Origin of the sequence: Rothia mucilaginosa, assembly GCF_901875305.1 — a bacterium.
Taxonomy (GTDB): domain Bacteria; phylum Actinomycetota; class Actinomycetes; order Actinomycetales; family Micrococcaceae; genus Rothia.
Map to the genome: position 1 here is coordinate 116,363 of NZ_CABFLY010000004.1, position 25,313 is coordinate 141,675.

The window sequence follows — 25,313 nt, forward strand, 5'->3', positions numbered from 1 at the left end:
CCTCCTGCAGTAGCGTTGGGCCGTTGAGGTGCAGGCTTTGACGGAGCTGGAGGTTGCACCATTGGCGCCCTGGCCATGCTCCTCCGGGTATGTTGGCTTCTGCTGATTATCGGGCAAATAACAATATCTGATGCTGGTGTTTTGGTGTCGTGTTTACCCCAAGAACCCGATGGTCTCCGTATTTGCGCAAGTCAAGGCGCTAAACAGGCTTGTTTGTCGAGTTTCTTTCGAGATGTTGGATTTTAAAAAATAAACATATTTTTCTCTTGACCATGTATCAAAACTGCCTGTATATTGAGGGGCAACTCAGTATGCTCCAGCCCACAATGAGGTGACATTATGGCCCTGAAATCCAGGACCCCCAACCCCCGCTATAACGCACTGCGATACGGTGCCGCTCTCTCAATCCTGCCCCTGCTCCTTGCCGCCTGCGGCGGTGCGAACACCGCGGCAAGCAGCACCTCCTCACCCTCAACGGCGAGCGCCTCAGCAACGGCAAGCACCACGCCGTACATCAGCTGCTCCTCATACTCCGCTGAAGATCTCGCATCAGCAGAAGCCGCCAAGCCCGTCCCGCGCACCGATGAACAGTACCCCGCGTACATCCAGTACCGGCACATCCTCGCAGACGGTGCCCACATCATTGAGCCCAGCGAAATCGACAGCAAATGCCACGCCGCACTCAAAGCAGGGCGGAGCACCCTCCCCGAATACGTTCAAAACATCGATGCGTACAACGCTCACCCCAGCGTCGGAGTCACCGACCCCTTCGCCGACAGCGAGTACCGAGACATCAAGAACCGCAACGAATTCATCCCCCACCGCGCAGACCTGGAAGAAGCCGCCTACCCCGAGATGATTATCCGTCTCTACGACAAGTGGTACGAGGCAGCCCCCGCAGACATCAAGACGCTCAGCGACGGCAACCGTGCACGATTCCTCGCCACGAGCGCCTACCAGCAGTGGAAGGCCCAGCCCCAAATCCCCAGCAGTTCCCGCGCATAAACCCACTCACGCATAAACCCGCGCAAAAACAGTTGTGGCGGTGACCGAACAACGGTCACCGCCACAACTCTTTAAACGCTCATTACCGGGCTTATTTTTTTTGGGGGGGGGAGGCTAGTTGCCCTTCACCTCGCGTGCCAGAGCCAGCAGCTCCTCATGCACCGTCGTATCGCCCGTAACCTCCGGGTGGAAAGAAATACCGATCAGGTTGCCCGAACGCACACCCACAATCTTCCCCTCATGACGAGCCGTCACCTGCACACCCTCACCAGTGCCAGTCACAATCGGCGCACGAATAAACGCCGTATCAATAACCACCTCATCACCGGCAGGAGTCAGCCACGGCAGGCGCACCTCCGCAGAATCAACCTGCGAACCAAACGCGTTACGCCCCACCGAAACATCCAAAACACCCAGCGACTGCTGACCCGGCGCCGGATCATCAATACGCTTCGACAACATAATCAGGCCAGCACACGTACCCAGAGTCGGCAGGCCCGAAGAAATCGCCTCAATCAGCGGCTCACGCACACCAAAAATACGGGTCAAACGGTCAATCGTCGACGACTCACCACCCGGCAAAACCAGCGCATCCAGACCCTCAAGCTGCTCACCGGTACGCACCCAACGCACCTGCGCGCCCAAAGACTCCAGCATCAGCGCATGCTCACACACGCCGCCCTGCAACGCCAAAACACCAACCGTCAAACCCTCACCCGGCAAAACACCGGTAGGCTGAACCTTCTCAACCATCACCGCTCCCTTCACAAAACAACAAACACAACAAACACAAGGAGGGTGGGACCCGCCTCAGCGAACCCCACCCCCTCATCAAACACTCACCCCAAATACGGGGTGCGCGCACGAATTACCAGCCGCGCTCCGCCAGGCGGTGCGGTGCCGGAATGTCAGCAACATTAATGCCGACCATAGCCTCACCCAGGCCGCGAGAAGCCTCAGCAACCTTCTCCGGGTCATTGTAGAAAGCAGTAGCCTTCACGATAGCCTTCGCGCGAGCAACCGGGTCGCCCGACTTGAAGATACCGGAGCCAACGAACACGCCGTCAGCGCCCAGCTGCATCATCATCGCAGCGTCAGCGGGGGTAGCCACGCCACCAGCGGTGAACATCACCACGGGCAGCTTGCCGGTCTTAGCGACCTCGAGCACCAGCTCGTACGGTGCAGCCAGTTCCTTAGCCTTCACGTACAGCTCATCGGGCATGGTGTTGTACAGGCCCTGCAGCTCAGCAATCTGACGCTTAATGGTGCGGATGTGCTTAGTCGCCTCAGAGACGTCACCGGTACCAGCCTCGCCCTTCGAGCGGATCATAGCGGCACCCTCGGTGATACGGCGCAGAGCCTCACCCAGGTTGGTAGCACCACACACGAAAGGAACCTTGAACTGGTGCTTATCAATGTGGTTCACGTAGTCAGCGGGGGAAAGAACCTCAGACTCGTCAATGTAGTCGACCTTCAGGGTCTCCAGAATCTGAGCCTCAACGAAGTGGCCGATGCGTGCCTTCGCCATGACCGGGATCGAAACAGCATCAATGATGCCCTCAATCATGTCCGGGTCAGACATACGAGCCACGCCGCCCTGCGCACGAATATCCGCGGGAACGCGCTCGAGAGCCATGACGGCAACAGCGCCAGCATCTTCAGCGATCTTAGCCTGTTCGGGGGTGACGACGTCCATGATGACGCCGCCCTTGAGCATGTCGGCCAGGCCGCGCTTAACAAGCGGGCTGCCGGTTACGGTGTTGTTATCAGTCATGACCTTATCTTCTCACGTTCTGAGTGTTCGCGCGCACTCACGGAGGCGGATTTTCTGTTCTCTGACACAGTACGACCCCAAGTTCACGTCAGAATGACACAAAACGTCATGAAAAGCGGTCAGAGTAGGGCGGTTCGTGGGTTGAGCAGGCCCGCCGGATGCACGGGGCCGCCTCCCATAAACTCACACCCCGAGCGGCCATACGGCAGGTTTTACTCACGGTGAGCATCTACCCACCCGCGCTGAACATCGGTAAAATATGGAAGTTACGCCCGCACTTACCCCCACGCGGAAGCCTCAACGGCGCAGGGAACGAGCAAGACATTTCGGGCACCCCGGCACCCGCACATTCGCGGACATCAGCCGTCTATCTGACGCACACAAGTGACCGGACCGCACAGACCAAGGAACCTATGACGTCCCACCAGACTGAAAACAACGCGCCCAAAAACGGTGCCTCCGAAAACACTGCACCCAAGAACACCGCACCCGCCGCAGGACACCGCCCGCACGGTCCCCACGGCCCGCACGGCGCAAGCGAAGACCCGCAGAACATCTACCTGCTCAAAGAAGCACCCATCCTCAAGGCGCTCCTCTCCCTCGGCGTGCCCATGGCGCTCGGCCTCGCCATCACCAGCATCTACAACGTGGTGAACTCCTACTTCGTCGGCCACTACGGCGGCACCGAAGACCTCGCCGCCACCAGCTACGGCGTGCCCGTCTTCGGCGTCATTATGGCCATTGCGGGCCTGTTCGGTCTGGGCTCCTCAACCCTCGCCTCCCGCAAGCTCGGTGAAGGCCAGCCCGCCCACGAAATTCACCGCGTCACCTCCTTCGCGCTGTACTCGGCGCTCGGTGCCGGTATCGTCGCGGCGGCTATCGGCTTCATCCTCGCCGACCCGATCACCAGCATCATGGGTGCATCCGGCGGCTCCTACGAACCGACCCGCATCTACGTGCACCTCCTGTTCCTCGGCGCGCCCCTCGCTATCGGCATGTTCACCCTCGAACAGCTCGTGCGCTCCGAAGGCTACGCCAAGCAGTCCATGTACGGCCTCATCGTCGGCACCGTCGTCGCCTGCATCTTCGACGTGCTGTTCATCGCCATCATGGGCATGGGCATCGCCGGTGCCGGTTGGACGATGATCCTGGCGAACGCTGCGTCCATGCTGTACTACCTGCTGTTCCTGATGCGTCAGAGCGAGAACTTCTCCGCGAACATCCGAGACTTCTCCCTCGACCCCGCCATCATCAAGCCCGTGGTCGCGGTCGGTGCCGCCGAACTCATTCAGAGCCTCAATCTGATCTTCTCCGCCCTGCTACTGAACAACCTCGCCGCCTCCTACGGTGACGACACCGTCGCGGCGTTCGGCCTGGCAATGCGCCTGAACATGGTGCCCGAAATGCTGTGTATGGGTCTGTGTATGGGCGGTATCCCGCTGTACGCCTACGCGTACGGTGCCCGCAACGGCGCCCGCGTGAAGCAGGCGCTGCGCACCGCAACCATGCTGTCCGTCATTACCTCCGTAACCATCACCATTCCGGTGCTAATTTTCCGCCGCGAACTGCTCGCCGTGGTTGGTGATGAGCGTCTGGTCTCCGCCGGTGAAGAGATTCTGGTTGCGTTGATGCTCGCCGCCGTGTTCAACGCGGTCAGCATCGTGTTCGTCTCCTGGTTCCAGGCGGCCGGTAAGGGCGGCCCGGCAATGCTGATGACCCTCGGTATTGCGCTGCTGTTCTTCCCCGCCGTGTACTTCGGCAACATGTGGTTCGGCTTTAAGGGCCTGACCTGGGCGTTCCCCTTCACCCAGGTGCTCGCCTGCGCGCTGGGCCTGGTGCTCTTCCTCGCCACGGGTGGTGCGAAGGTGCCGCCCGCTGAAGCTGAGGTTGAGACTGAAGGTTCTGAGGATTCGGACGTTCAGGCTGCCCAGGTTTCTGGCGCACAGCCCGAACAGAAGGCATAGTCCTCGGTCTGCGAAAACATAGTAAAAGCCCTGGACTCCCATATGGGAGCCCGGGGCTTTCACGTTAGTTTTTACGCCGGTTGAGGCGCTCAACCGGAAGACGCTATCCGCGCTAGTTCTTCCACCAGGAATCAAAAATCGTCACCGGAGTAGTGCGCTTATGGCGGCTACGCAGGTAAATCTGCTCCAGCTTCGCGGCCGCCGCCGCCTCGATTTCCTTACCCTCCAGGTAGTCATCAATCTGCGGGTAAGTCAGACCCAGCTCATCCTCATCAGTGCGACCGGGCACGCCGTCCAGCAGGTCAGCCGTCGGCGGCTTAGCCCACAGGCGCTCAGACGCACCCAAAACACGCAGCAGTAGCTGATTCTGGCGCTTATTCAGGCCGTACAGCGGCAGCAGGTCCGCGCCGCCGTCACCGAACTTCGTGAAGAAACCCGTAATGGACTCCGCCGCATGGTCAGTACCCACCACCAGGTAGCCGGGGCCGCCAGCAACCGCGTACTGGGCAATCATGCGGGCGCGCGCCTTCACATTACCCTTGTTGAAATCGCTCATCTGCTCGCCGGTTGCGGCAGTGTAGGCGGTGTCGAAACCGTCGACAGCCTCCGCAATGTTGAAGGTTAGGGAGCGGGTGGGCTGGATGAAACGTAGCGCCTCCTGCGCGTCCTCTTCGTCGTGCTGCACACGGTAGGGCAGGCGCACCGCCACGAACTCGGTGGTGCGGCCGCGCTCGTTGAGGCGGTCCACCGCCAGCTGGCAGAGGCGACCCGCCAGAGTGGAGTCGATGCCGCCGCTGATGCCCAGTACCAGGCCGCGGCTTCCGGTGGCTTCCAGGTAGTCGCAGATGAACTGGATGCGGCGCTCCACTTCTTCGCGTGCCTGCTCTTCGGTCATGTTGGGCTTGACGCCCATTTCACGGATGATCTGTGCCTGTAATTCACGCATGACTTAAGTGTACGCTCCACCTTATAGCCCGTGCGGTGAACTGCCGGGGGAGGCGAGGTAGTGTTCCACACGGTGCGTTCAGCGCGGCGTACGCGGCGGGTTCAGTATCGTTTCAGCCCTGAAAATACACAGCATACTCACCGGTAAAAACCCTGTGCGACAACCCGTGCGGCTGTTAGCATGAACATACGGTTCAAATACCGTTCAAAATAGCCGGTGATGAGGGAAAACACCCCTATACCCGCTACGCCACAGAACACGTCAACCAAGGACGGTGAAGACAGCACCATGGCAAAAACAAAAACTGAACTCTACGACGAGCTCGTAGACATCGAAACCAGCCTCGAAAACCACCCGCTTACCTCCGGGAAAATTGCGGAGGCGAATATCCTCATCGAGCAGATGAAGGAGCAGGGCGCCACCCAGGAAGAAATCAATGAGGCACTCATCCGGCAGGGGCTGCCTTCCCTCGTGGAGATGGGCAAGAGTGTCTTGCGGCAGTCTTTCAGCCTCTGGAAGCTGAGTCACCGCAAGTCCAAGGTGGAAGCCGCCATTGAGAAGCTCAACCTTAAAGAAGCCCGCCGCCGCTAACTAGCCCGCCTCGGGCAGGGTGAGGCAAATAAATACCCCCGGCAGATGCGTACAGCATCCACCGGGGGTATTTCTTTTTCAAAGGAATATCAGTGGCTTAGATTTTCAAAGACGCTCTCATAGCGGTCAACAAAATCAGCCGCCGCGTTCAGAAGCTCCTCTTGATCGAGGACATCCCGAGTAGCTGACAGCGTCTCATCCTCGCTATTCTGAACCTGTAATTCACGCATAACCTAAGTCTACGCCGCAGACATAACAGCCCACAGAAAAGGCCGTGCCGGGGCAGAAAACTCCACCCCGACACGGCCCTCACATCCGCATCCGACTAGCGGTTATTCAGCACGCGCACGTTATAGCGGTGCAAGAACGCCGCCATCGCGCCACGCTCAATCGGCTGAACCGGACGGAACGAACCATCAGCCCAACCCGTCGTAATACGCTGCTCAGCCAGCCACGAAATCTCACGATAGAACTGGCTACCCGCCGCCACATCAGTAAACGGCGACACCGCAGGAGCCGAATAGGCCGGCGAACCCGCAAAACGGTAGAAGAACGCCGCCATCGCGTCACGATTCACCGCATCGTTCGGGTGGAACGTACCATCCGACCAGCCGGTCGTAATGCCGCGGGCGCGCATCCACTCAATCTCCTTGTAGAACGGGTGGTCACGCGGCACATCCTTGAAACTCGGAGTGGACGGCGCAGTGAACTGCGGCGAACCCGCCATACGGTAGAAGAACGCCGCCATAGCGCCGCGCTCCACCGAACCATTCGGGCGGAATGTGCCGTCAGGGTAGCCGGTCGTAATGCGACGCTGAGCCAGCCAGTTAATGTCGTTCACGAACGGGTAATCCGCCGGAACATCCTTGAAATGCGCGCTCTCGGCGAGATCCTCAGAAGCCATCGACACACGCAAAACCTGCGCACGCTCACCCGTAGCACCGTTCACACCCGACAGGTCGCCGGTCGCATTGTGCATGTGCAGGAACAGGGCAGAGCCCTTCGCCTCACCGCTGCGGTGCGCCACCAGGTTCGTGCCCGGTGCATCCACGAACAGGTTCGGAACGTCCGCCGAATCGCCGCTAAACCACAGCGCCGGGGTGGCGTAGTTGAACGACACCGGCTCGGTCGTATCCACCACAGTTGTCGCAGAGAACGCGCTCGCCGTCGTCACCGAATACGAAATCTCGGTCGACTCAGCCTCCGGGTCCAGACCCAGAACGCTCAGCGGAACACTCATCACCAGAGTGTTCGAATCCATGATGTTCGTATCCGTATCACCCCAGGTGCCGTTCAGCGGGTACAGGGCGTTCGCGATCGCATACCACTTACCGTCCCTACCGCGCTGCGAAACCTTCACCAGCGGGTAATCCAAACCCTTCTCACGCACCGTCTGCAGACGGTAATCGGTCGTGCCGTCCTTATCAGTATCGATGAACACGTAGTAGGTGCCGCGCGGGGTCACCTCCTGCCAATTACCCCAGGTCGAAATACCGAAGGACAGCTGCGCCTGCGAGGTATCCTCACCGGCAGCCTTCAACGCCGCCACATTCGAGGTAGCACCCACATACTGCAGGTCCATGCGGGAATCCGAACCGGTACCCAGCTTCGCAATGGGGATGCGCGGGCTCGAAACGCCCAACTCAAACGCACCCAGCAGAGAGCGGTAACCGCCCTGGTTCACTGCGGTGCCCTCAACGGACAGGCGCTGTTCCAGCGCGCCCGGACCATTCGAACCGAAGTGGATATCCGCACCGGCCACACGCAGCGCACTCACCGGCTTCGGGGCCACGTGCAGGGGCATGCGCAGGGTCTTCACCGTTGCCGACGGGTCAGCATCAGTCAGGATCAGGCGGCCCGAAGCGCTCGCAATATACTGGCGGGCACCCGAAATAGTCACCGCACCGGTCGAGAAGTTCACCGAATCCTGGGTCGGATACATGGACGGATCCATAGTCTTCACCAGCTTCGACGGGTCAATACGCACCGTCACAGTGAACGACGCAGTCTGACCGGCACCCACAGACACGGACTGCGGGTAGGAGAACTCCACACCCGGAATGGTCGTGCTGCCCTCATAGTTCAGGGTGTAGGTGTGCGCCACCGAATCAGTATTCTCAACACTCACGCGGTGCTGCAGGGTCTGCACACCGGCATTCGGGGTGTACTCGAGTACGCCGAAAGTATCCGAAACCAGCTCGGGCCGTGCCGTGTTGAACAGCATCACGCGGTCAGCCACGGCCGCACGCGTGTTGATGCGGCCGGTACCCACACGGTCCACAGCGTACGGGTTACCCCAGGCGTCCTGCATGCGGTGATCCGCGGTGTTCATGATGGCGGTCTTAATCATGCGCGGACCGTACTCCGGGTGCGCCTGCATAATCAGCGCCGCCACACCGGCAACAAACGGCGTGGACATGGACGTACCGGTCTTTACGGTCGCCTCAGTACCGCCGCCAACCAGGATCGAGGAAATGTTCGTGCCCGGTGCCGCAACGTCTGGCTTCGTGATGCCGTGCGAGCCGTGCATACCGCGCGCGGTCGAGGTGTTCGCCTGATCCAGCTTGCCGTTCTGCACGCGAATCGACTCGCGCAGGTTCTCGCCCAGCTGCAGGGTCAGGTGGCCCGAATCAATCTGGGAGGAGAGGCGCTCCACTTGGCTCTTGGCCAGACGCACGCCCGGAATAGCGGAGTTACCGCCAATAGCGGTGTCACCGACCTCAGTGTTCGAGGCGACGACCACGCCGGTAGCGCCCGCCGCCTGCAGGTTATCGAAGCGCATGCGCGAACCGCAGGGGACGGTGCCGTCAGCCTCCGCCCAATCAATGAGGGCCCACTTGCCTTTCAGCGCCGCGGCCTCCTCCTCAGTGAAGGCCTTGCACGCGTAACGGTTGCGGGAGGCGGCACGCACCACGGTGCCGCGTAGCTGCTCCTCGGTGGCCTTTGCGTAGTTGAAGCTCACCGAGTAGTCGCCGTAGGTGTCGGCCTCGTTCGCGGGGGCGAGGATCTTCACGCGGTCCGCCATCTGGGTCGAACCAATCGAGTTCGCCACGGTCAGGCTGTAGGCGCTGGTGCCGGGGCCGCCCGAGTTGGAGTAGGTGTCACCCACGGCGTTGTAGTTGTTGGCGTTACCCGCTGCAACCACGGAGAGGATGCCCTCGCGGTAGAGGGAGCCGACCGCGTAGTTCACGGTCTCATCGAACACACCGAACTCGTTGCCCAGCGACAGGTTCGCGATGTCGGCGCGGTCCGAGAAGTCGCCGTCGTCGTTGGGATCGAGTACGCGGTCCAGCCCCAGGGGGACGAACGCGGTGGTGCCCTTACAACCGAAAATGCGCAGGCCAATCAGCTGAGCGTCCGGTGCGGAGCCCGGGCCGATCTTCATGTCTTTGAGCTGCTGCTCGGTGAGCTTGGAGTAGTCGCCGTGGAAGGTCGAGCCGTCCGCGTTCACGCCGTAGCCTGTCGCGGTACCGGCCACGTGGCTACCGTGGCCGCCGCAGTCTAGCGGGTTCGCGTCCGGGTGGGGAGTGGAGGTTTCCTTCTTGGCGGAGTTGTAGTCGTCACCGACCAGGTCGTAGCCGCCCAGGAACTTCTTCGGGTCGTAGGTGCCCTCGGGAATCGTGTTGGATGCCTTCGCCTTCTCGTAGGCCTCCTTAGTGCCGGGGCCGCCCAAATCGGCGTGAGTATAGTCGATGCCGGTGTCGAGCACCACAATCTTCACGCCCTTGCCGGTGTAGCCGGTGGAAGCGGTATTCTGCGCGTGCTGCTGAGCCCACACGGAGAGCGTGTCAGTATCGATGAGGGTGCCGCTGTTCTGCGGCGCCATATCCTCAATGATGCTGATGCGCTCCACATCGGAACGGTTCGCCAACGCACGAATCTGCTCGACGTTACCGTAGAGCGCCACGCCACGCATCGTGTTATGGGTGGTGTACAGGACCTGCGCGCCGGATTCCTTCGCCGCGGAAGCGCCCTGCTGCTGCACACTGGCGCGAATTGCCTGCACCTGTGCTTGCGCATTGACGGGTGCCTGCGCGCGGGAGCGGACCGCATCCGGCTGGGTCTGCGCGTACGCACCCTGACCCTTAAAACGCACGAACACGGCGCGTTCGCCGGTTGCGCCCTCCAGGCTGGGGGAGAGCACCTCGGTCGGGTTCGGTGTCTCAGCGGATGCGCTACGCGGCGCATCCACGTCACCGCCGCGCACCACGCCGGGTGCGGCGTACGCCTGGGTTCCGAAGGGTAGGGAAGTTAGCCCGAGGGTCAGGCCCAGCACTAGGGCGCCGCAGCCGCGGGCTACGCGCCGAAGTCCTCGCGGTGGCCGCGAACCCTTCGGAGCGGGGGTAGCTTCAGGGAGAATAGCCACTGAATGCTCCTCGATTCTCTTGTCATTGTGTGTTTCTAGGGGTCCTCGGCCTGTGCTTCAACGACGAGGCTCAAGCGGGCACTGAAAGAACCTTCACCATTGTCTCAAGGAGAAGGGTATTTAACCTAGTCAGACTCGTAAAACACCGCGGTGCTGAAGATAACAAAGGGGGACCGCACCGGGCAGCATTGCTGCATACGGTACGGCCCCCATCACCGTCGACCGAAATCGACTGGAGCCAGCCAGCGACTCACCGGCATCTCAGCCGGGGTGGAACCCCTGCCTACGCGGTGAGCCGGTCAGCCGAGCATCACTACTGGTCGGCGCTATACCCCAGCACACTCGTGCTGTAGCGGAATACGAACGCCGCCATAGCATCACGGTGCACCGGCTCCACCGGGCGGAACGAACCATCGGGCCAGCCGGTGGTCACGCCCTGCTCAGCCAGCCACGAGATCTCGCGGTAGAACTGCTTGTCGGTCGGAACGTCCGTGAAACGAGCCTGCGCGGGGGCGGTGTACGCGGGCGAACCAGCGTAGCGGTAGAAGAACGCGGCCATCGCATCACGGTTCACCGAAGAGTCAGGACGGAACGTACCATCCGACCAGCCGGTCGTAATGCCCTGAGCCTTCATCCACTCAATCTCCTTGTAGTAGGGGTGGTTGAGCGGAACGTCCTTGAAACTGGGCGTGCTCGGGGCGGTAAACTGCGGCGAACCACTCATACGGTAGAAGTACGCTGCCATGGTGGCGCGGTCCATGTTCTGCAGGGGACGGAACGTGCCATCCGAGTAGCCGCGGTCAATCTGGTGCGAAGCAATCCAGGTGATCTCACGGTAGAACTGGTTCTCCGGCGGAACATCGCGGAAGCGTGCCTCATGCACGGTACGCGGAACATCCACCACCTGCGCACGGTCACCAGCCGCAACACCGTTCGCAGTCTTACGGCCGCTCAGGTCACCGGTTGCGTTGTGCATGTGCAGGAACAGAGCCTGACGCTCCTTGTTGTTGTTCTTGCGGTGAACGGTCAGCTGGCCGCCGTCACGGTCCACGAACAGGCCGGGCACGCCCGACTCCTCACCGGTGAACCACAGGCCGGGGCTGAACGGAGAGAACTCGATGGAGTTCGTAACATCAACGTACGGGTTGCCGTCATTCTCCCAGGTGTCAGTCTGCACCGTGTACTTGATGGTCTGAGCCTTCTCAGCGGTCAGACCCAGGTCCTTCAGCGGTACACCCAGAATCATGGTGTTGGTGTCCATGGTGTTGGTGTCGGTGTCACCCCAGGCGCTGTTCAGCGGGTAGCGAGCCACCACGGTGGATGCTTTACCGGAGATGGACCAGACCTTCACCAGCGGGTAGTCCAGACCCTTCTCGCGGGTCACTTCCAGAACGTAATCTGCGGTGGAGTCGTTGTTCGTATCAATCTGCACCTGCACCTGACGTCCCCAGTGCATAGTGTCCCAGGTACCCCAGGTCGAAATACCGAAGAACAGAGAACCATCGTTCGGGTTCTTACCGGCAGCCTTCAAGGCGGGAGCATCCGAGGCGGCACCCACGTACTGCAGATCAACAGCCTGGTTCGACGGCAGCTTCAGCTGACCGGACGGAATACGGTCGCTGACCGCACCCAGCTCAAACGCACCCAGAAGCGAACGGTAACCACCCTGGTTCAGGGTCGTACCGCGCAGAGTCACCGTGGACTCCTTATCGGAGACGCTCTTGTAATCAATGCGGGACGCATCCACACGCATCTTCGAGACAGGCTTCGGTGCCACGTGAATCGACTGGCGGATAGCCTCGCGGCCATTCTCAGAGAAAATCAGGCGACCAGAAGCGCTCGCAATGTACTGACGCTTACCAGCAGCCAGAGTCTGACCGGTCGTCCAATCCTGAGCGACCTGATCAGCGCTCATCGCCGGATCCATAGTCTTCTCCAGCTTCGACGGGTCAATACGCACGGTCACCGTCACGTTCTTACGCTCACCAGCACCAACACTGACCTGCTGCGGGTAGGAGTACTCCACACCCGGGATAGTCGTGCTTGCTTCGTAGTTCAGAGTGTAAGTGTGAGCCTGCGAATCGGTGTTATCCAGAACAATGTCACGCTGGACCGTCTGAATACCCGAATCGGGGGTGTACTCCAGCACACCAAACGCGGTCGACACGCGCTCTGGGTTCTTTGCGTCGTAGGCCAGAACCTTCGCGTCCACGGCGGCGCGGGCATTCACCATGCCGGTACCCACACGATCCACCGCGTACTGCACGCCCTTCTCGTTCTTAATCGAGGTCGAAGCACCGTTCATCAGGGCAGCCTTAACCATCTGCGGGTTGTAATCCTGATGCGCCTGCATCACGAGAGCGGCGATACCGGTCACGTGCGGGGTGGCCATCGAGGTACCCGTGAACGAGACACCCTTCGAACCCGTACCCACTGCGGCAGACACAATCTCAGTACCCGGCGCCGCCAGGTCAGGCTTAATGAAGCCGTCAGAACCGTGCTGACCGCGGGCGCTCGAAGAATTCAAATCAAAAGCGTGCGAGTGAGGGCCACGACCCGAAGCCTTGTAGTCCGGGTTCATCTCAACGGTCACCGGGCCAGCAGCCAGGGCCTTCTCCAGGGCCTGACTCGAAGAAGCAGTCAGACGCAGACCCGGAATGGTCGTGTTACCACCAATACCGATGGTGTAACGCTCCTCATGGCCTCGCATCACAACACCCAGACCGCCAGCAGCCTGAACGTGATCGAAACGGACCTTCGAACCACACGGGAACGACAAATCGTCCTTATCCCAGTCGAAGTAAACCCACTTACCCTTCAGAGCCTTCGCCTCATCAGCGGTGAACGCCTCGCAAGCGTAACGGTTACGCTCGGGGGCGGCCACAACCTCGCCACGCAACTGATCAGCGGGCGCCTTCGAATAATCGAAGTTCACCGAATAATCACCCTGCAACCACTCCAAACCGGTCTTCGTGGTCACGCGGGCGCGGTCAATCGGCTGGGTGGAGCCGTAGGCGTTCGCCACCGACAGCGCCGATGCGGCGTTTGCGGGGCTGCCCGAATCGGAGTAGGTGTCACCCACACCGTTGTAGTTGTTGGCGTTACCGGCCGCTGCCACGGTGAACACGCCCTGGCGGGCCATCGTGTCAATCATGTACGACTCGGGGTCGTCGGCGGGGGCGAACTCGCCACCCAGCGACAGGTTCACAATGTCGGCGCGATCGGAGAAGTCGCCGTCACCGTTGGGGTCCATGACGGTGTCCAGGGCCTTCATCACAACACTCGAGTTACCGTAGCAACCGAACACGCGAATCGCCAGAATCTGAGCCTCGGGGGCGGTACCGGGGCCGATCTTCATGCCCTTGAGCTGGTCCTCCGTCAGGTTCTTGTAGTCACCACGGTAGGTCGTACCGTTCGCCGTCACACCATAACCGGCGGCAGTACCCGCCACGTGCGTGCCGTGACCGCCAGAACCGAAACCATCCGGACGGCAGTCCAGCGGGTTGTTATCCGGGTGAGGCGTGGACTTCGAATCAACGGAGGCGTTGTAATCGTCACCAACCAGGTCAATACCGCCAATGAACTTATTACGATCAATCAGACCCGAATCGGCAGTCGGAAGCTCCGTCATCGCCTTAGCCTTCAGGTACGCATCGACGGTGCCGGGGCCACCAAAATCAGCGTGAGTGTAATCCACACCCGAGTCGACAATCGCAATCTTCACGCCCTTACCGGTGTAGCCCGTATGCTCACGAGTCCACGTGGCAAGAGTCTTCGTATCAATCTCGCTACCGGAGTTCATGCGCTCCTTCGCGATAATCGGTGAGATGCGTTCCACATCGGGGCGGTTGGCGAGGGCACGAATCTGCGCAGCATCACCAGTAATCGCAGCACCACGCATCGCATTATGCGTGGTGTACATCAGCTTCGCACCCGAAGCGGCAGCCACAGACTGAGCCTGCGACTGCACCTGGGCGGCAATAGCCTGCACCTGCGCCTGACGGTTCGCCGGCGCCTCCTTATGGGCCAGAACAGCCGCGGACTGGGTCTGCTCGTACGCGCCCTTGCCCTTGAACTGCACATACACGGTGATTTGGCCTTCAGCCTTCTGCAGGCCCGGGCTGATACGCGACGCAGCGTCACCGGATGTGCTCGCCGTATTTCCTTCCACCTGCTGCGGGCTCTGTGCGTGAGCGGCAGAGAAAGTTGCGGGCGCACCGAGAGTCAGGGCAAGAGCTGCACTCAAACCGGTAGCACCAACAGCCTTCATTCTGCGGCGTGGCGCATGAGGCGTTGTCATGGAATCCTCCTTAGAATTTCTGTTTTCAATAGTGCTGTGTGGTCTGTGGTTGTGTTATCGGTGATGTGTGGAGGCGGCCCCACCGGCAGACGACGAGTGAGTACGTCCGCTGGCGAAACCGCCACCAAAACTTTGAGGGTCCGGGCTACCCCCTCCCGCCCCGTACAGAGGCGGGAGGGGACCCCGAACCGTGCTCTTGGCAACCGATTAGCGGCCGGCCTGGTTAGCGACCTTATCGGTGTAGCGGTAGATGAACGCCGCCATCGCATCGCGGGCGATGGGGGTCACCGGGCGGTAGGTGCCGTCGGGCCAACCGGTGCTGATGCCGGTCGAAGCCAGCCAGGTAATCTCGCGGTAGAACTGGCTATTGGCGGGCACGTCCTTGAACGGGCTGGTCGCGGGCAAATCAACGTGCGGCGAGCCGGCGTAGCGGTAGAAGAACGCAGCCATCGCATCGCGGTTGACCGGTGCGTTCGGGCGGTAGGTGCCGTCGGGCCAGCCGGTCGTGATGCCGCGGGCCTTCATCCACTCAATCTCCTTGTAGAAGGGGTGGGTGGTCGGCACATCCGAGAAACTGGGCGTGCTCGGGGCGGTGAACTGCGGCGAGCCGGCCATGCGGTAGAAGAACGCCGCCATTGCGCCGCGCTCCACGGATTCCAGCGGGCGGTAGGTGCCGTCCGGGTAGCCGGTGGTGATGCCGCGCTGAGCCAACCACGAAATCTCGGTGTAGAACTGGTCGCCGCTCTTCACATCGGTGAAGCGGGACGGAGTGATGTACTCGTCCTGGTGCTCCTTGACGTTGAGCACCTCGGCGCGGTCGCCGGTTGCACCGTTCACGCCCGAGAGGTCGCCGGTGCCGTTGTGCAGGTGCAGCAACAGCGCCTTGGCAGGGGTGCCGGATTCGCCGAGCGCGGGGAGGGCGTCAGAGGAGCGGTGCGCCGTCAGAGAGCTACCCGGAGCATCCGGGAAGAGGCCGGGTACGGCGGAGGAGTCGCCGCTGAACCACAGCTTGGGGCTGAAGGGGCGGTACTTGATCCAGCCGGTTTCGCTGACGTTGCCCCACTCGTACTGGGTGGTGGCGCTGACGCGGTACTGGATGTCCGGGTTGTTGGCGCGGGTCAGGCCCAGGTCCTTGAGGGGTGCGCCCATGATGAGGGTGTTGGTGTCCATCATGTTGGTGTCTACATCCCCCCAGGCGCCGTTGAGCGGGTAGTAGGCCAGCTCGACGAGGCTGCCGTTCTTGTAGCCGTAGAGGCGCACGAGCGGGTAGTCCAGGCCCTTGGCGCGGTCGGTGACCAGCTTGTAGTCGGCGCGGTTGTTGCCGTCGGTGTCGATCTCCACGGTGAAGGTGTTTTCGTAGGAGACGACGTCCCAGTTGGCCCAGGTGGAGATACCGAAGCGCAGGGTGCCGTCGTCGGCGTTACCGCCGGCGGCCTTCAGCGCGGGGGCGTCCGAGGAGGCGCCCACGTACTGCAGGTTGGCCTTGACGTTGCTGTTGACTGACAGGGAGGTGGGGGCCACCCGGTCCACGCTTGCACCGTACTCGAAGGCGCCGAGCAGGGAGCGGTAGCCGCCCTGGTTGACCTCGGTGCCCTTGAGGGTGACGGGGGTCTTCCGCCAGCTGGTGTCTGCCTTCTGAGCCTTGTTGTTAGAGGGCTTCTGGGGGAAGGTTAGGGTGCGGTCGGCGGCGTGCATGGTGCTGACGGGCTTGGGCGCCACGTGGATGGGCACGCGCAGGTTCTGGCCGTTGTCCTCGGCGAGGATGAGTCGGCCGGAGGCGCTGGCGATGTACTGACGGTACTGTGCCGGCACGGTTTCAACGCCGGTGTAGTAGTCGGTCGCGTTCTGGGTGACGTCTGCTGCAGGGTCGCGGGTCTTTTCCAGCTTGGAGGGGTCGATGCGCACGCTCAGGGTGAAGTTCTTGGTTTCACCGGGGGCCAGCGTTACGGACTCGGGGAATGAGTATTCCACTCCGGGAATATTAGTGCTGGGGGCGTAGGACAGCGCGTAAGTGTGCGCGGCGGAATCAGTGTTCTCCACCGTCACCTCGCGGGTGAGGGTCTGAACGCCTGCATCCGGGGCGTACTCGAGCACGCCGAAGCTCACCGAGGTCGTGTTCGGATTCTGGGCGTTGTAGGCCAGGGACTTCGACTGCACGGCTGCGAGGGTGTCCACGCGTCCGGCACCCACGCGGTCCACCGCGTAGACGTCACCGGATTCGGTGCGCACGTCGTGGTTTGCGGTGTTGACGAGGGCGGACTTGACCTGTGCGGGGGTGTAGGTCGGGTGGCTTTGAATGACCAGGGCCGCGGAGCCGGTCACGTAGGGTGCCGCCATGGAGGTACCGCTGAAAGTCACCGAGCCGTTACCGGTCGCTACCGCCGCGGAGGTGATGTATGAGCCGGGTGCCGCGATGTCGGGCTTGGTGTAGCCGTAGCTGCCGTGGAAGCCGCGGGCGCTCATGGGGTTCAGCTGGTCCAGCTTGCCGGTGTCTACGCGCAGGGAGGACTTCAGGTCGTTGCCGAGGCGCACGGTCAGGGGCTTACCTGCAGCTTCTGCCGCGGTGATCTGTGCACGCAGGTCTTTGGCGGCGGAGGCGGCCAGGCGGAAGCCGGGCAGGGTTTCGTTGCCGGCGATGCCCAGGGCGGGTTCTTCGTCGTGGCCTGCGAGTAGTACGCCCTTGGCGCCTGCGGCCTGCAGGTTGTCGAAGCGTACCTTGGAGCCGCAGGTGAGGTTACCGTCGGCTTCGGCCCAGTCGATGAGGGCCCACTTGCCCTTGACGGCTGCTGCTTCGGTGGCGCTCAGGGGGTTGCAGGCATAGCGGTTGCTTTCGGGGATTGCGGTGACTTCACCGGTGAATTCCTTGGTTCCGGCCTGTGCCCAGGGGTAGGAGACGCTGTAGTCGCCGCGTACCTTGCGGGTGGTGCCGGTGGCGGGGTCGGTCAGCTCTGCCGCATCGACGGCGCGGGTGGAGCCGTAGGCGTTGGCCACGGTGATTGCGCTGGCTGCGGTGGCGGGGTGACCGGAGTTGGAGTAGGTGTCGCCGCGCAGGCTGTAGTCGTTGGCGTTACCCGCGGAGATGACGGAGAGCACGCCGGCGCGGGTGAGCGCGTCAACGGCGTAGGCTTCGGGGTCGTCGAGGGGGGAGAATTCGCCGCCGAGGGACATGTTGACCACGTTTACACGGTCGGAGAAGTCGCCATCACCGTTGGGGTCGAGGGCGCGGTCAAGCGCCTCGATGACCACGTTGGTGCTGCCGCTGCATCCGAAGACGCGGAAGGCGTAGATTTGGGCGTCGGGGGCGACGCCGGGGCCGATCTTCATGGTTTTGAGCTGCTCTGCGGTGAGCTTGCTGTAGTCGCCGGTGAAGGTGGTGCCGTCTGCGTTCACGCCGTAGCCTGCCGCGGTGCCTGCCACGTGGGTGCCGTGGCCGCCGGTGGTGCAGTCGAGCGGGTTGCCGTCGGGGGTTGCGGTGTTGGTGCCGTCGTAGGCGTCACCGACGAGGTCGTAGCCGCCAGCAATCTTGGCGCGGTTGATGAGCCCGGAGTCTGCGGAGGGTAGCTCGGTGAGCTTGGATGCCTTCTGGTAGTCTTCGAGTTTGCCGCTGCCGCCGAAGTCGGTGTGGGTGTAGTCGATGCCGGAGTCGATGACGGCAATCTTCACGCCTTTGCCGGTGTACCCGCCGGTACCGGCGGGGTTGGTGGTGCTGGTCCAGGTGGCGAGGGAGCCTGCGTCAATGGCGGCACCCGCGTTCTGGCGGTACTTGGGCAGGATGGGTGAGATTTTCTCTACGTCGGGGCGGTTGGCGAGTGCCTTGATGGCTTCGGCGTCACCGCGTACTGCTACGCCGCGTACTGCGTTGTGGGTGGTGTAGAGGACCTGCGCGCCGGATTGGCTGCTGACCTGCTGTGCCTGGCTCTGCACCTGGGAGGCGATGGCCTGCACCTGCGAGCTGGTGTTGACGGGTGCCTGCGTGCCGGCGCGTACGCCTGCGGGCTGGGTCTGTTCAAAGGCGCCCTTACCCTTGAATCGCACGAAGGCGGTGACGGTGCCGCTGGCGTTCTTCATGCTGTCGCTGAGTACTTGCTTGACGACGTCGGGGTCTTCGGCGGCATGGGCGGTGCCGCCGAGTGCGGCGAGGGGGCTCAGCGCCATGCTGAGGGTGAGTAGCCCGCTACCGATTCGGCGTCGATGCGACCGGCCGCGGGGGTTGGGGGAGTCGGTGGTAGTCACGGTGCTCCTTTGCTTGGCTCCCGTGGTGTTTCTGGGAGGTGTTTGTGAATATGGTGCGGGCTATCCCGCAGGTTATACCTGAGGATGAGGCCTCAGATGTGAACCACAATACACCCTTAAGGGTTTGATAAGGGGATTTCCGGTTGTTTGTGACGCAAAATTGGTCTTCATGACACATCGTGGACATTGAGAATCCTTCCAGGTCGGTGTGGGATGGTGAGAGAAGAACCGTCGGTGTCGAGGGGAGTCGGGGTCAGACCGTGGAGCCCGCCTCTGGTGTTTGCGTTCTGGATCCGATGGATCCGCGTAATATGCGCGTGCTCAAAGAGCGTTCCACCTGTGCAAATATGCGGCAGGGATATGAACTAAGTTAAGACCATTGTCGAAGGAGATAGCGATGACCAATCACGCTTCGCACCAGCCTCGAAATGAGCAGGAGTCCTACCAGCCCCTGTGGGATGACTCCCTGCCCGTTCCGAGCTACATGAACATCTCCCTGGGGAACAGCGAGGCTCCGTCAGAAGCTTCCCCGCAGCAAGTCTCGGAGGGCGCCGCGTCACCGGCCGCTAAAAGCGCGCTGGAGTGGGAGCCGGGAGTCTACTCTTACACCCCCACCCTCAAGGTGACGCCTACGCCAATCTTTGGCACGCCCGACCCCTCTCTCCAGCGGATGCACGTCCAGGATATTCCGGGGACCCGCCCCGCCCCCGAGAGTGCCATGGAGGGCCCCGGCGCCGCCACCAACCAGCGGCTACCGGAAGGAACGGTCGGCTATATTCACGAGATGGATGCGCTGTACCCCGGCGGCGCCCCCACCACCTGGAAAATAACCCGCGGTGCATGGCTCTTTTTGGCTGTTGTAGTCTTCTGCAACCCGCTGATTGACGCTTTGATTCTCTATCCCTTTGACAATCAGGTGGCCGGGTCACTCTTCTTTTTGGGGGTCATCCTGGCGCTGGGCACCTACGGTATTCTGGTGATTCTCTGGTTTGTCTTCATGATTATGGCCATCAGCAAGGTGTGCAAGAAATACTCCGAGGCGAGGGAGCAGCGCTGGAACGCCGAGGAAGCTACCGCGTTCTGGTACTACCCCGTGTACATCGGATGACCCGGGCGAACCGTAAACCCGGCAGACCGTAATTTTTATCCGACATCTCACCGAGGTTAATGCTCCATTTACTTTGCGCTGATAGGGTGGAGGCATCACGGGGGTACCGCGGGCGCTGAATGGGCACCCCGGCCCAACCGTATTTGCTCGTTGATTGAAGAAAGAACGAAGACAATGTCGCAGTATCCCGACCAGTACAACCAACCCCAGCAGCCTCCCTATGGCCAGCAGGTACCGGGTTACCAGGCTGGTTTCCAGCAGAACTATTACCCTCAGGGTTCTTACAATCTTGCCCCTTCTTCAGCGGATGATAAGAACATGGCGATTCTGGCCCACCTGGCCTCGGCCATTCTCTCGTTGCTGTCTTTCTCGACTGTGAGCGTGATTGCTCCGCTCGTGATGTGGTTTATCTACAAGGACAAGCCCGGCTATAACTTCACGAAGGAATCTGCCCGCCGCGCGTTCAACTTCAACTTTTCTCTGTGGGTCATTAGTGCCGCCTCGTGGGTAGCTATTGTGCTGACCTTCGGTATCCTCGGCATCGTTCTGTGGGTGGTGCCCCTGGTGGTGACCATCCTGATGGTCGTCTTCCATTCGCTGGCCGCCATCGCGGCCGCTCATTGCAACCTGTATGAGTACCCGATGACCTTCATCAAGGTCATCCGGTAACCTGCGGCGGGTATCACCCGACCGCACCGCTTGCACGCGGCGCCCCCGCCTCAAACACTCAGGCGGGGGCGCCGTGCTGTTTCCTGCACCGAGCCGATATTTAAGGCCTGGGCCGTGGGACTTAAAGGGAGCGGCACGGTATCATGGGAAGAGGTGTGCCTATTCACTCCACATTCACTCTACGGATGATGGGACGCCGCCGCGCCGTGAAATCCGGTGCGTCTCTTCGAAGCTTTCAAGGAGCACAAAATGTCAGCTGTCGTGATTGTGGGCGCCCAGTGGGGCGATGAGGGTAAGGGCAAGGCTACCGACCTGCTCGGCCCCCGCGTGGACTACGTGGTCAAGCCCAACGGCGGTAACAACGCCGGTCACACCGTGGTGGTGAACGGCCAGAAGTTTGAGCTGAAGCTGCTGCCCGCCGGTATTCTGAGCGATAACGCCGTTCCCGTGATCGGTAACGGCGTGGTCGTGAACCCCGAGGCACTCTTCGCAGAGATTGAAGGCCTTGAGGCTCGCGGCGCTGACACTTCCCGCCTGAAGATTTCCGCTAATGCGCACCTGGTCGCGCCCTACCACCAGACCATGGATAAGGTGACTGAGCGCTTCCTCGGCAAACGCGCTATCGGCACCACCGGCCGCGGTATCGGCCCCGCCTACATGGATAAGGTTGGCCGCCTCGGCGTGCGTGTTCAGGACATTCTGGATGAGTCGATTCTGCGCCAGAAGGTTGAGGGTGCGCTACGCCAGAAGAACCAGCTGCTGGTGAAGGTGTACAACCGCCGCCACGTTGAGGTTGAGGAAATCGTCGAGTACTTCATGTCCTACGCTGAGCGTCTGAAGCCGATGATTGTGGACACCACCCAGCTGCTGAACAAGGCACTGGATGAGGGCAAGACCCTGCTGATGGAGGGCGGCCAGGCAACCTTCCTGGATGTTGACCACGGCACCTACCCGTTTGTGACTTCCTCGAACCCGACCGCTGGCGGCGCCTGCGTGGGTTCGGGTGTGGGCCCGACCCGCATCACCCGTGTGATTGGTATTCAGAAGGCGTACACCACCCGCGTGGGTGCTGGCCCGTTCCCGACCGAGCTGTTTGATGAGATGGGCGACTACCTGCGCACCACTGGTGGCGAGTTTGGTGTGAACACCGGTCGTCCGCGTCGTTGCGGCTGGTACGATTCCGTGCTGGCACGCCAGGCTGTGCGCATTAACGGTTTCACTGACCTGTTCATCACTAAGCTGGATGTGCTGACCGGCCTGGAGAAGATTCCGGTTTGTGTGGCTTATGACGTGGATGGTGTGCGTCACGACGAGATGCCGATGACTCAGACTGAGTTCCACCACGCTAAGCCGATTTTCGAGTATTTTGACGGCTGGACTGAGAACATTTCGGATGCGAAGAGCTTGGATGAGCTGCCTGAGAATGCTCGTAAGTATGTGCTGAAGCTGGAGGAGCTTTCCGGCTGCCGTATTTCCGCGATTGGTGTGGGCCCGGACCGCGACCAGACCATCGTGGTACGTGACCTCATCAACGAAGACTAAAGGCTGATGCAAAGGACCCCTGACGAGGCTTGATTGCCTCCTCAGGGGTCCTTTTATTCCTGACGACTTGTAATATATTGTCTTATTTTGAGTGCTCTTCTGAATTAACGTCATTCTAATGTTGATATATGCTTAGGGTGATTTATAGACTTTCTTGGATCGCAGGTTAAATGATTGACAAACATAAGATTTATGTTTAAATGAATAAATTCAAAAAATCTGAATATGTAAGATATTTATTCCATGTGAGTGGTAGGGTTAAATCATCCAAGATATATACCAGATGGGTATCACGGTAATTGAATGTTCTGTGCATAGTTTTATGCACTGTATGCATTTTAATATTTTCACTCAACACGATTGGAGACAGTGATGTCTGCATTATCGCGCCGCTCAATGATTGCCGGTGCAGCTTTGTCGGTTCCGCTAGCCTCAACAATGGTATACGCCGATGCGCATGCTGATGAAGTTCAAGGTGGAATTACTCCGCAAAATCGCACGAAAAACTACATTAATCTCCTGAGCTATCCGCAGGTGAAAGCTGATGGGTCTCAAGATTGTACTCAGGCCATTAACGATGCAGTAAAGACTTTGGCTTCAGCTGGAGGTGGAGCCCTGGAAATTCCTGCTGGAAAGTATAGGGTCAGTGCCCCTTTTATTCAGCTGCTCGACCGAGTGGAAATCTTTGGGCATGGTAAGGCCACGCAGATTATTGCTCATCCTGGCGGTGGTCTAGTGCAGAAGGACGCGGATGAAGCAGAGTGCGTTGGCGTTTTCCATATTGGGTCTTACCTTGTTGCTGGACCGGAAAAACCAAAGCCAGGCGATAAGGGGGCTAATCAGTGGTTTTCTGAGGCACCTATGCGTTTTGGGGTGCGTGATTTAGTTATTCGTACGAATGCTGATAATGTTCCCCTAAATCGAGATGACCCTTATAGTCGTGCTCGGCATACCCCCGTTATGAAAGGTGTTGCGGGAGTTATTTTGCATACATACTATGCAAATAGAAACTATCGACCTGAGCCTGAAGCAGTTGCGACACTAGAGAACCTTGAAATCTGGGATGCAGATATGGGGGTTGCTATTTTGGGTCTCCATGATCGTGCTATGAAGGTCCATGACATTCGTGTGCGTATGACATGGAGGCAAGGATTCCTTGTGGGTAAACCTATTGGCCATAAGGCAATCAATGTAGAAGGTGTCGGTGCAGCTGATAATAAGTTCAGTATGTTGGATGTATCCGACGCAAATAATTGCGGCAGGAATTATGCCGGCATTGAGGTTTACGCTTCGCAGTGTAAATTTTCGCAGTCAACGAGCTGGTATAACCACCGGTATTCGTCTGGGGAATCGCTATATTGGCCGCGTGAAGATGGGAAGCCACATTATGCATATGCAGGTAAGGCTGGTGCAGGATGGTATGTTGCGGCAAGCCGTAATATGTTCATCGGATGCACTGCCCAAGAAAATGGAGGTCATGGCTGGGTAAGTGATTTTGAGCGTAATATCTTCGACAGTTGCATTGGCGAATCATCCAGCTACTTCGATACAGCGCATGGCAAAGCGCAAAATAATCAAGCAGCCAATTGGTACATTAGCAATTGGTCGCATGAATGTAAGTTCATCGCTCCACGTTCTGATAATCCGCATAAGGTAGGTGACGGCGCTATAGGAGAGGAAAGAAACGTACGCGCTGCACGGTGGGGCTTTTACTTTGAAAGTAACTGCAGAGATATTGTAGTGGTTGGTGGTGATGTCTATGACGAGCATCGTAAGAAGCATCCTGAGAATTACTCATGGAAAGTTCACTTTGGCCCGTGGCGTGCAGGATACATGGATATCACCATTAATGAATTCATCATGCGATACGGAATGCATGACATTGAAGAAGAATCCAAGAAAAACCGGAAATATTTTGATAGAAATTCTAATTACAGTCGCAGTATTTATGAATCTAATTCCGTTGAATTTTAAATAAATATTTGGGGCTCTATATCAATTCCAGTATTGATATAGAGCCCCAATATTCTAGTAAATTCCATTCAAGTCCAAATGGTATAAGGTATATAGGATACTCGAGAAAGTTACTTCATCTTCGGTGTTATAACCACAGCTCATGTCTGGTGAACCATACCAGCTACGTGCCTTGTGCATGTCGCTATTTTCTTTAACACAATGTGCGTATTCTTCAGGGATGGGGGTAAGGTTGACCGTCGGCTTACCGTGCATCCGATAAAGGAAAATGAGCGCAGTATCAGTGTAGGCGATGTCGTTGTAATGGAACTTTCCGTCTCCCCATCCGCTACTGATGCCTTCACGAGTAGCCCAGATAGCAATAGGGTAGTGCGGGTCATTGGCTGAAATATCACTGTACGGCGACGTAGCAGGAAGGTCCTTAATCACGGGCCTGCCCTTCAAATGGTACAGAAACTCAAGAAGCTGCCCACGAGTCATCGCCGGCTGGGGAGCATTCTTATTCTTCTGAAGATAAAGACGGCGACCGTGAGTAATAAGTCCGGTACATTCCGCCCAAGCAATCACCTTATCCTGATAATCACCCGGGGTATTGTACTCAGACTCATTAATGCAGGTAACTTCCAGTTCATCACCCGGAAAAGGAGAAAAAGTCTTAGGGTGCAATTGTGCCGCAGAAGCAGGCACCGCCGCAGACAACAGAAGAGAAGCAGCGGCAAAAGTACACGCCGCACCCTTCACAAACGGTTTCAACAGCATCGTTGACTCCTCAAAAGAAAATAGTGGTTGGTTCTAAGACAATCCCAGTCTTATTAACTAGAAGTTTAGTCTTTCTTGGTCC

The 25,313-nt window shown here is 59.5% G+C and carries 14 protein-coding genes; 7 read left to right on the forward strand and 7 right to left on the reverse strand.

Annotated features, from left to right (window positions below; translation table 11 throughout):
• The first annotated feature begins 339 nt into the window (after window positions 1–339).
• A complete protein-coding gene (locus tag JX292_RS05970; RefSeq protein WP_204862530.1) occupies window positions 340–1,005 on the forward strand; it encodes a hypothetical protein in 666 nt (221 codons plus the stop codon).
• 114 nt (window positions 1,006–1,119) lie between these two features.
• Here JX292_RS05970 and pdxT read toward each other — a convergent pair whose 3' ends face one another.
• Complete coding sequence (gene pdxT / locus JX292_RS05975) at window positions 1,120–1,758, reverse strand: pyridoxal 5'-phosphate synthase glutaminase subunit PdxT (protein WP_204862531.1); 639 nt, start codon at window positions 1,756–1,758, stop codon at window positions 1,120–1,122.
• Between the two features lie 115 nt (window positions 1,759–1,873).
• Window positions 1,874–2,779, reverse strand: coding sequence for a pyridoxal 5'-phosphate synthase lyase subunit PdxS (gene pdxS, locus JX292_RS05980; protein ID WP_204862532.1), 906 nt, complete (start codon window positions 2,777–2,779; stop codon window positions 1,874–1,876).
• A gap of 413 nt (window positions 2,780–3,192) precedes the next feature.
• On the opposite strand from pdxS, the gene JX292_RS05985 reads away from it, so the two are divergent.
• A complete protein-coding gene (locus tag JX292_RS05985) occupies window positions 3,193–4,743 on the forward strand; it encodes an MATE family efflux transporter (protein WP_204862533.1) in 1,551 nt (516 codons plus the stop codon).
• A 112-nt stretch (window positions 4,744–4,855) separates the two neighbouring features.
• Here JX292_RS05985 and nadE read toward each other — a convergent pair whose 3' ends face one another.
• The gene (gene nadE, locus JX292_RS05990; protein WP_204862536.1) at window positions 4,856–5,689 is read right to left on the reverse strand and encodes an ammonia-dependent NAD(+) synthetase; all 834 of its coding nucleotides are present in this window, start codon (window positions 5,687–5,689) and stop codon (window positions 4,856–4,858) included.
• Between the two features lie 288 nt (window positions 5,690–5,977).
• On the opposite strand from nadE, the gene JX292_RS05995 reads away from it, so the two are divergent.
• Window positions 5,978–6,280, forward strand: a complete 303-nt coding sequence (locus tag JX292_RS05995) for a recombinase (RefSeq protein ID WP_204862538.1) — start codon at window positions 5,978–5,980, stop codon at window positions 6,278–6,280.
• Between the two features lie 325 nt (window positions 6,281–6,605).
• Here the strand turns inward: JX292_RS05995 and JX292_RS06000 are convergent, their stop codons facing one another.
• From JX292_RS06000 to JX292_RS06010, 3 genes are all read right to left on the reverse strand, one after another.
• Window positions 6,606–10,646 carry a S8 family serine peptidase gene (locus JX292_RS06000; RefSeq protein ID WP_204862540.1) on the reverse strand — a complete coding sequence of 1,347 codons (4,041 nt, stop codon included), beginning with the start codon at window positions 10,644–10,646 and terminating at the stop codon, window positions 6,606–6,608.
• Between the two features lie 313 nt (window positions 10,647–10,959).
• Window positions 10,960–14,946 carry a S8 family serine peptidase gene (locus JX292_RS06005; RefSeq protein WP_204862541.1) on the reverse strand — a complete coding sequence of 1,329 codons (3,987 nt, stop codon included), beginning with the start codon at window positions 14,944–14,946 and terminating at the stop codon, window positions 10,960–10,962.
• Window positions 14,947–15,153: 207 nt separating this feature from the next.
• Window positions 15,154–19,101 (reverse strand): S8 family serine peptidase, encoded by a 3,948-nt coding sequence (locus tag JX292_RS06010; RefSeq protein ID WP_430538713.1) that lies wholly within the window; start codon window positions 19,099–19,101, stop codon window positions 15,154–15,156.
• A gap of 475 nt (window positions 19,102–19,576) precedes the next feature.
• Here JX292_RS06010 and JX292_RS06015 point away from each other — a divergent pair, with 475 nt between their 5' ends.
• From JX292_RS06015 to JX292_RS06030, 4 genes are all read left to right on the forward strand, one after another.
• Entirely contained in the window at window positions 19,577–20,287 is a 711-nt protein-coding gene (locus tag JX292_RS06015) for a hypothetical protein (RefSeq protein WP_204862545.1), read from the forward strand.
• 174 nt (window positions 20,288–20,461) lie between these two features.
• Complete coding sequence (locus JX292_RS06020; protein WP_204862547.1) at window positions 20,462–20,956, forward strand: DUF4870 domain-containing protein; 495 nt, start codon at window positions 20,462–20,464, stop codon at window positions 20,954–20,956.
• Between the two features lie 249 nt (window positions 20,957–21,205).
• A complete protein-coding gene (locus tag JX292_RS06025) occupies window positions 21,206–22,498 on the forward strand; it encodes an adenylosuccinate synthase (protein ID WP_070679567.1) in 1,293 nt (430 codons plus the stop codon).
• A 372-nt stretch (window positions 22,499–22,870) separates the two neighbouring features.
• Complete coding sequence (locus JX292_RS06030; RefSeq protein ID WP_204862548.1) at window positions 22,871–24,472, forward strand: glycosyl hydrolase family 28-related protein; 1,602 nt, start codon at window positions 22,871–22,873, stop codon at window positions 24,470–24,472.
• Between the two features lie 54 nt (window positions 24,473–24,526).
• Here the strand turns inward: JX292_RS06030 and JX292_RS06035 are convergent, their stop codons facing one another.
• Window positions 24,527–25,231 carry an S-layer homology domain-containing protein gene (locus tag JX292_RS06035; RefSeq protein ID WP_204862550.1) on the reverse strand — a complete coding sequence of 235 codons (705 nt, stop codon included), beginning with the start codon at window positions 25,229–25,231 and terminating at the stop codon, window positions 24,527–24,529.
• Between the last annotated feature and the right edge of the window lie 82 nt (window positions 25,232–25,313).

Excerpts from the sequence above, each read along its gene's own strand:
- JX292_RS05970 (WP_204862530.1), top strand. The coding sequence starts at position 340 with ATGGCCCTGAAATCCAGGACCCCCAACCCCCGCTATAACGCACTGCGA.
- pdxT (WP_204862531.1), bottom strand. The coding sequence starts at position 1,758 with ATGGTTGAGAAGGTTCAGCCTACCGGTGTTTTGCCGGGTGAGGGTTTG.
- pdxS (WP_204862532.1), bottom strand. The coding sequence starts at position 2,779 with ATGACTGATAACAACACCGTAACCGGCAGCCCGCTTGTTAAGCGCGGC.
- JX292_RS05985 (WP_204862533.1), top strand. The coding sequence starts at position 3,193 with ATGACGTCCCACCAGACTGAAAACAACGCGCCCAAAAACGGTGCCTCC.
- nadE (WP_204862536.1), bottom strand. The coding sequence starts at position 5,689 with ATGCGTGAATTACAGGCACAGATCATCCGTGAAATGGGCGTCAAGCCC.
- JX292_RS05995 (WP_204862538.1), top strand. The coding sequence starts at position 5,978 with ATGGCAAAAACAAAAACTGAACTCTACGACGAGCTCGTAGACATCGAA.
- JX292_RS06005 (WP_204862541.1), bottom strand. The coding sequence starts at position 14,946 with ATGACAACGCCTCATGCGCCACGCCGCAGAATGAAGGCTGTTGGTGCT.
- JX292_RS06010 (WP_430538713.1), bottom strand. The coding sequence starts at position 19,101 with ATGGCGCTGAGCCCCCTCGCCGCACTCGGCGGCACCGCCCATGCCGCC.
- JX292_RS06015 (WP_204862545.1), top strand. The coding sequence starts at position 19,577 with ATGACCAATCACGCTTCGCACCAGCCTCGAAATGAGCAGGAGTCCTAC.
- JX292_RS06020 (WP_204862547.1), top strand. The coding sequence starts at position 20,462 with ATGTCGCAGTATCCCGACCAGTACAACCAACCCCAGCAGCCTCCCTAT.
- JX292_RS06025 (WP_070679567.1), top strand. The coding sequence starts at position 21,206 with ATGTCAGCTGTCGTGATTGTGGGCGCCCAGTGGGGCGATGAGGGTAAG.
- JX292_RS06030 (WP_204862548.1), top strand. The coding sequence starts at position 22,871 with ATGTCTGCATTATCGCGCCGCTCAATGATTGCCGGTGCAGCTTTGTCG.
- JX292_RS06035 (WP_204862550.1), bottom strand. The coding sequence starts at position 25,231 with ATGCTGTTGAAACCGTTTGTGAAGGGTGCGGCGTGTACTTTTGCCGCT.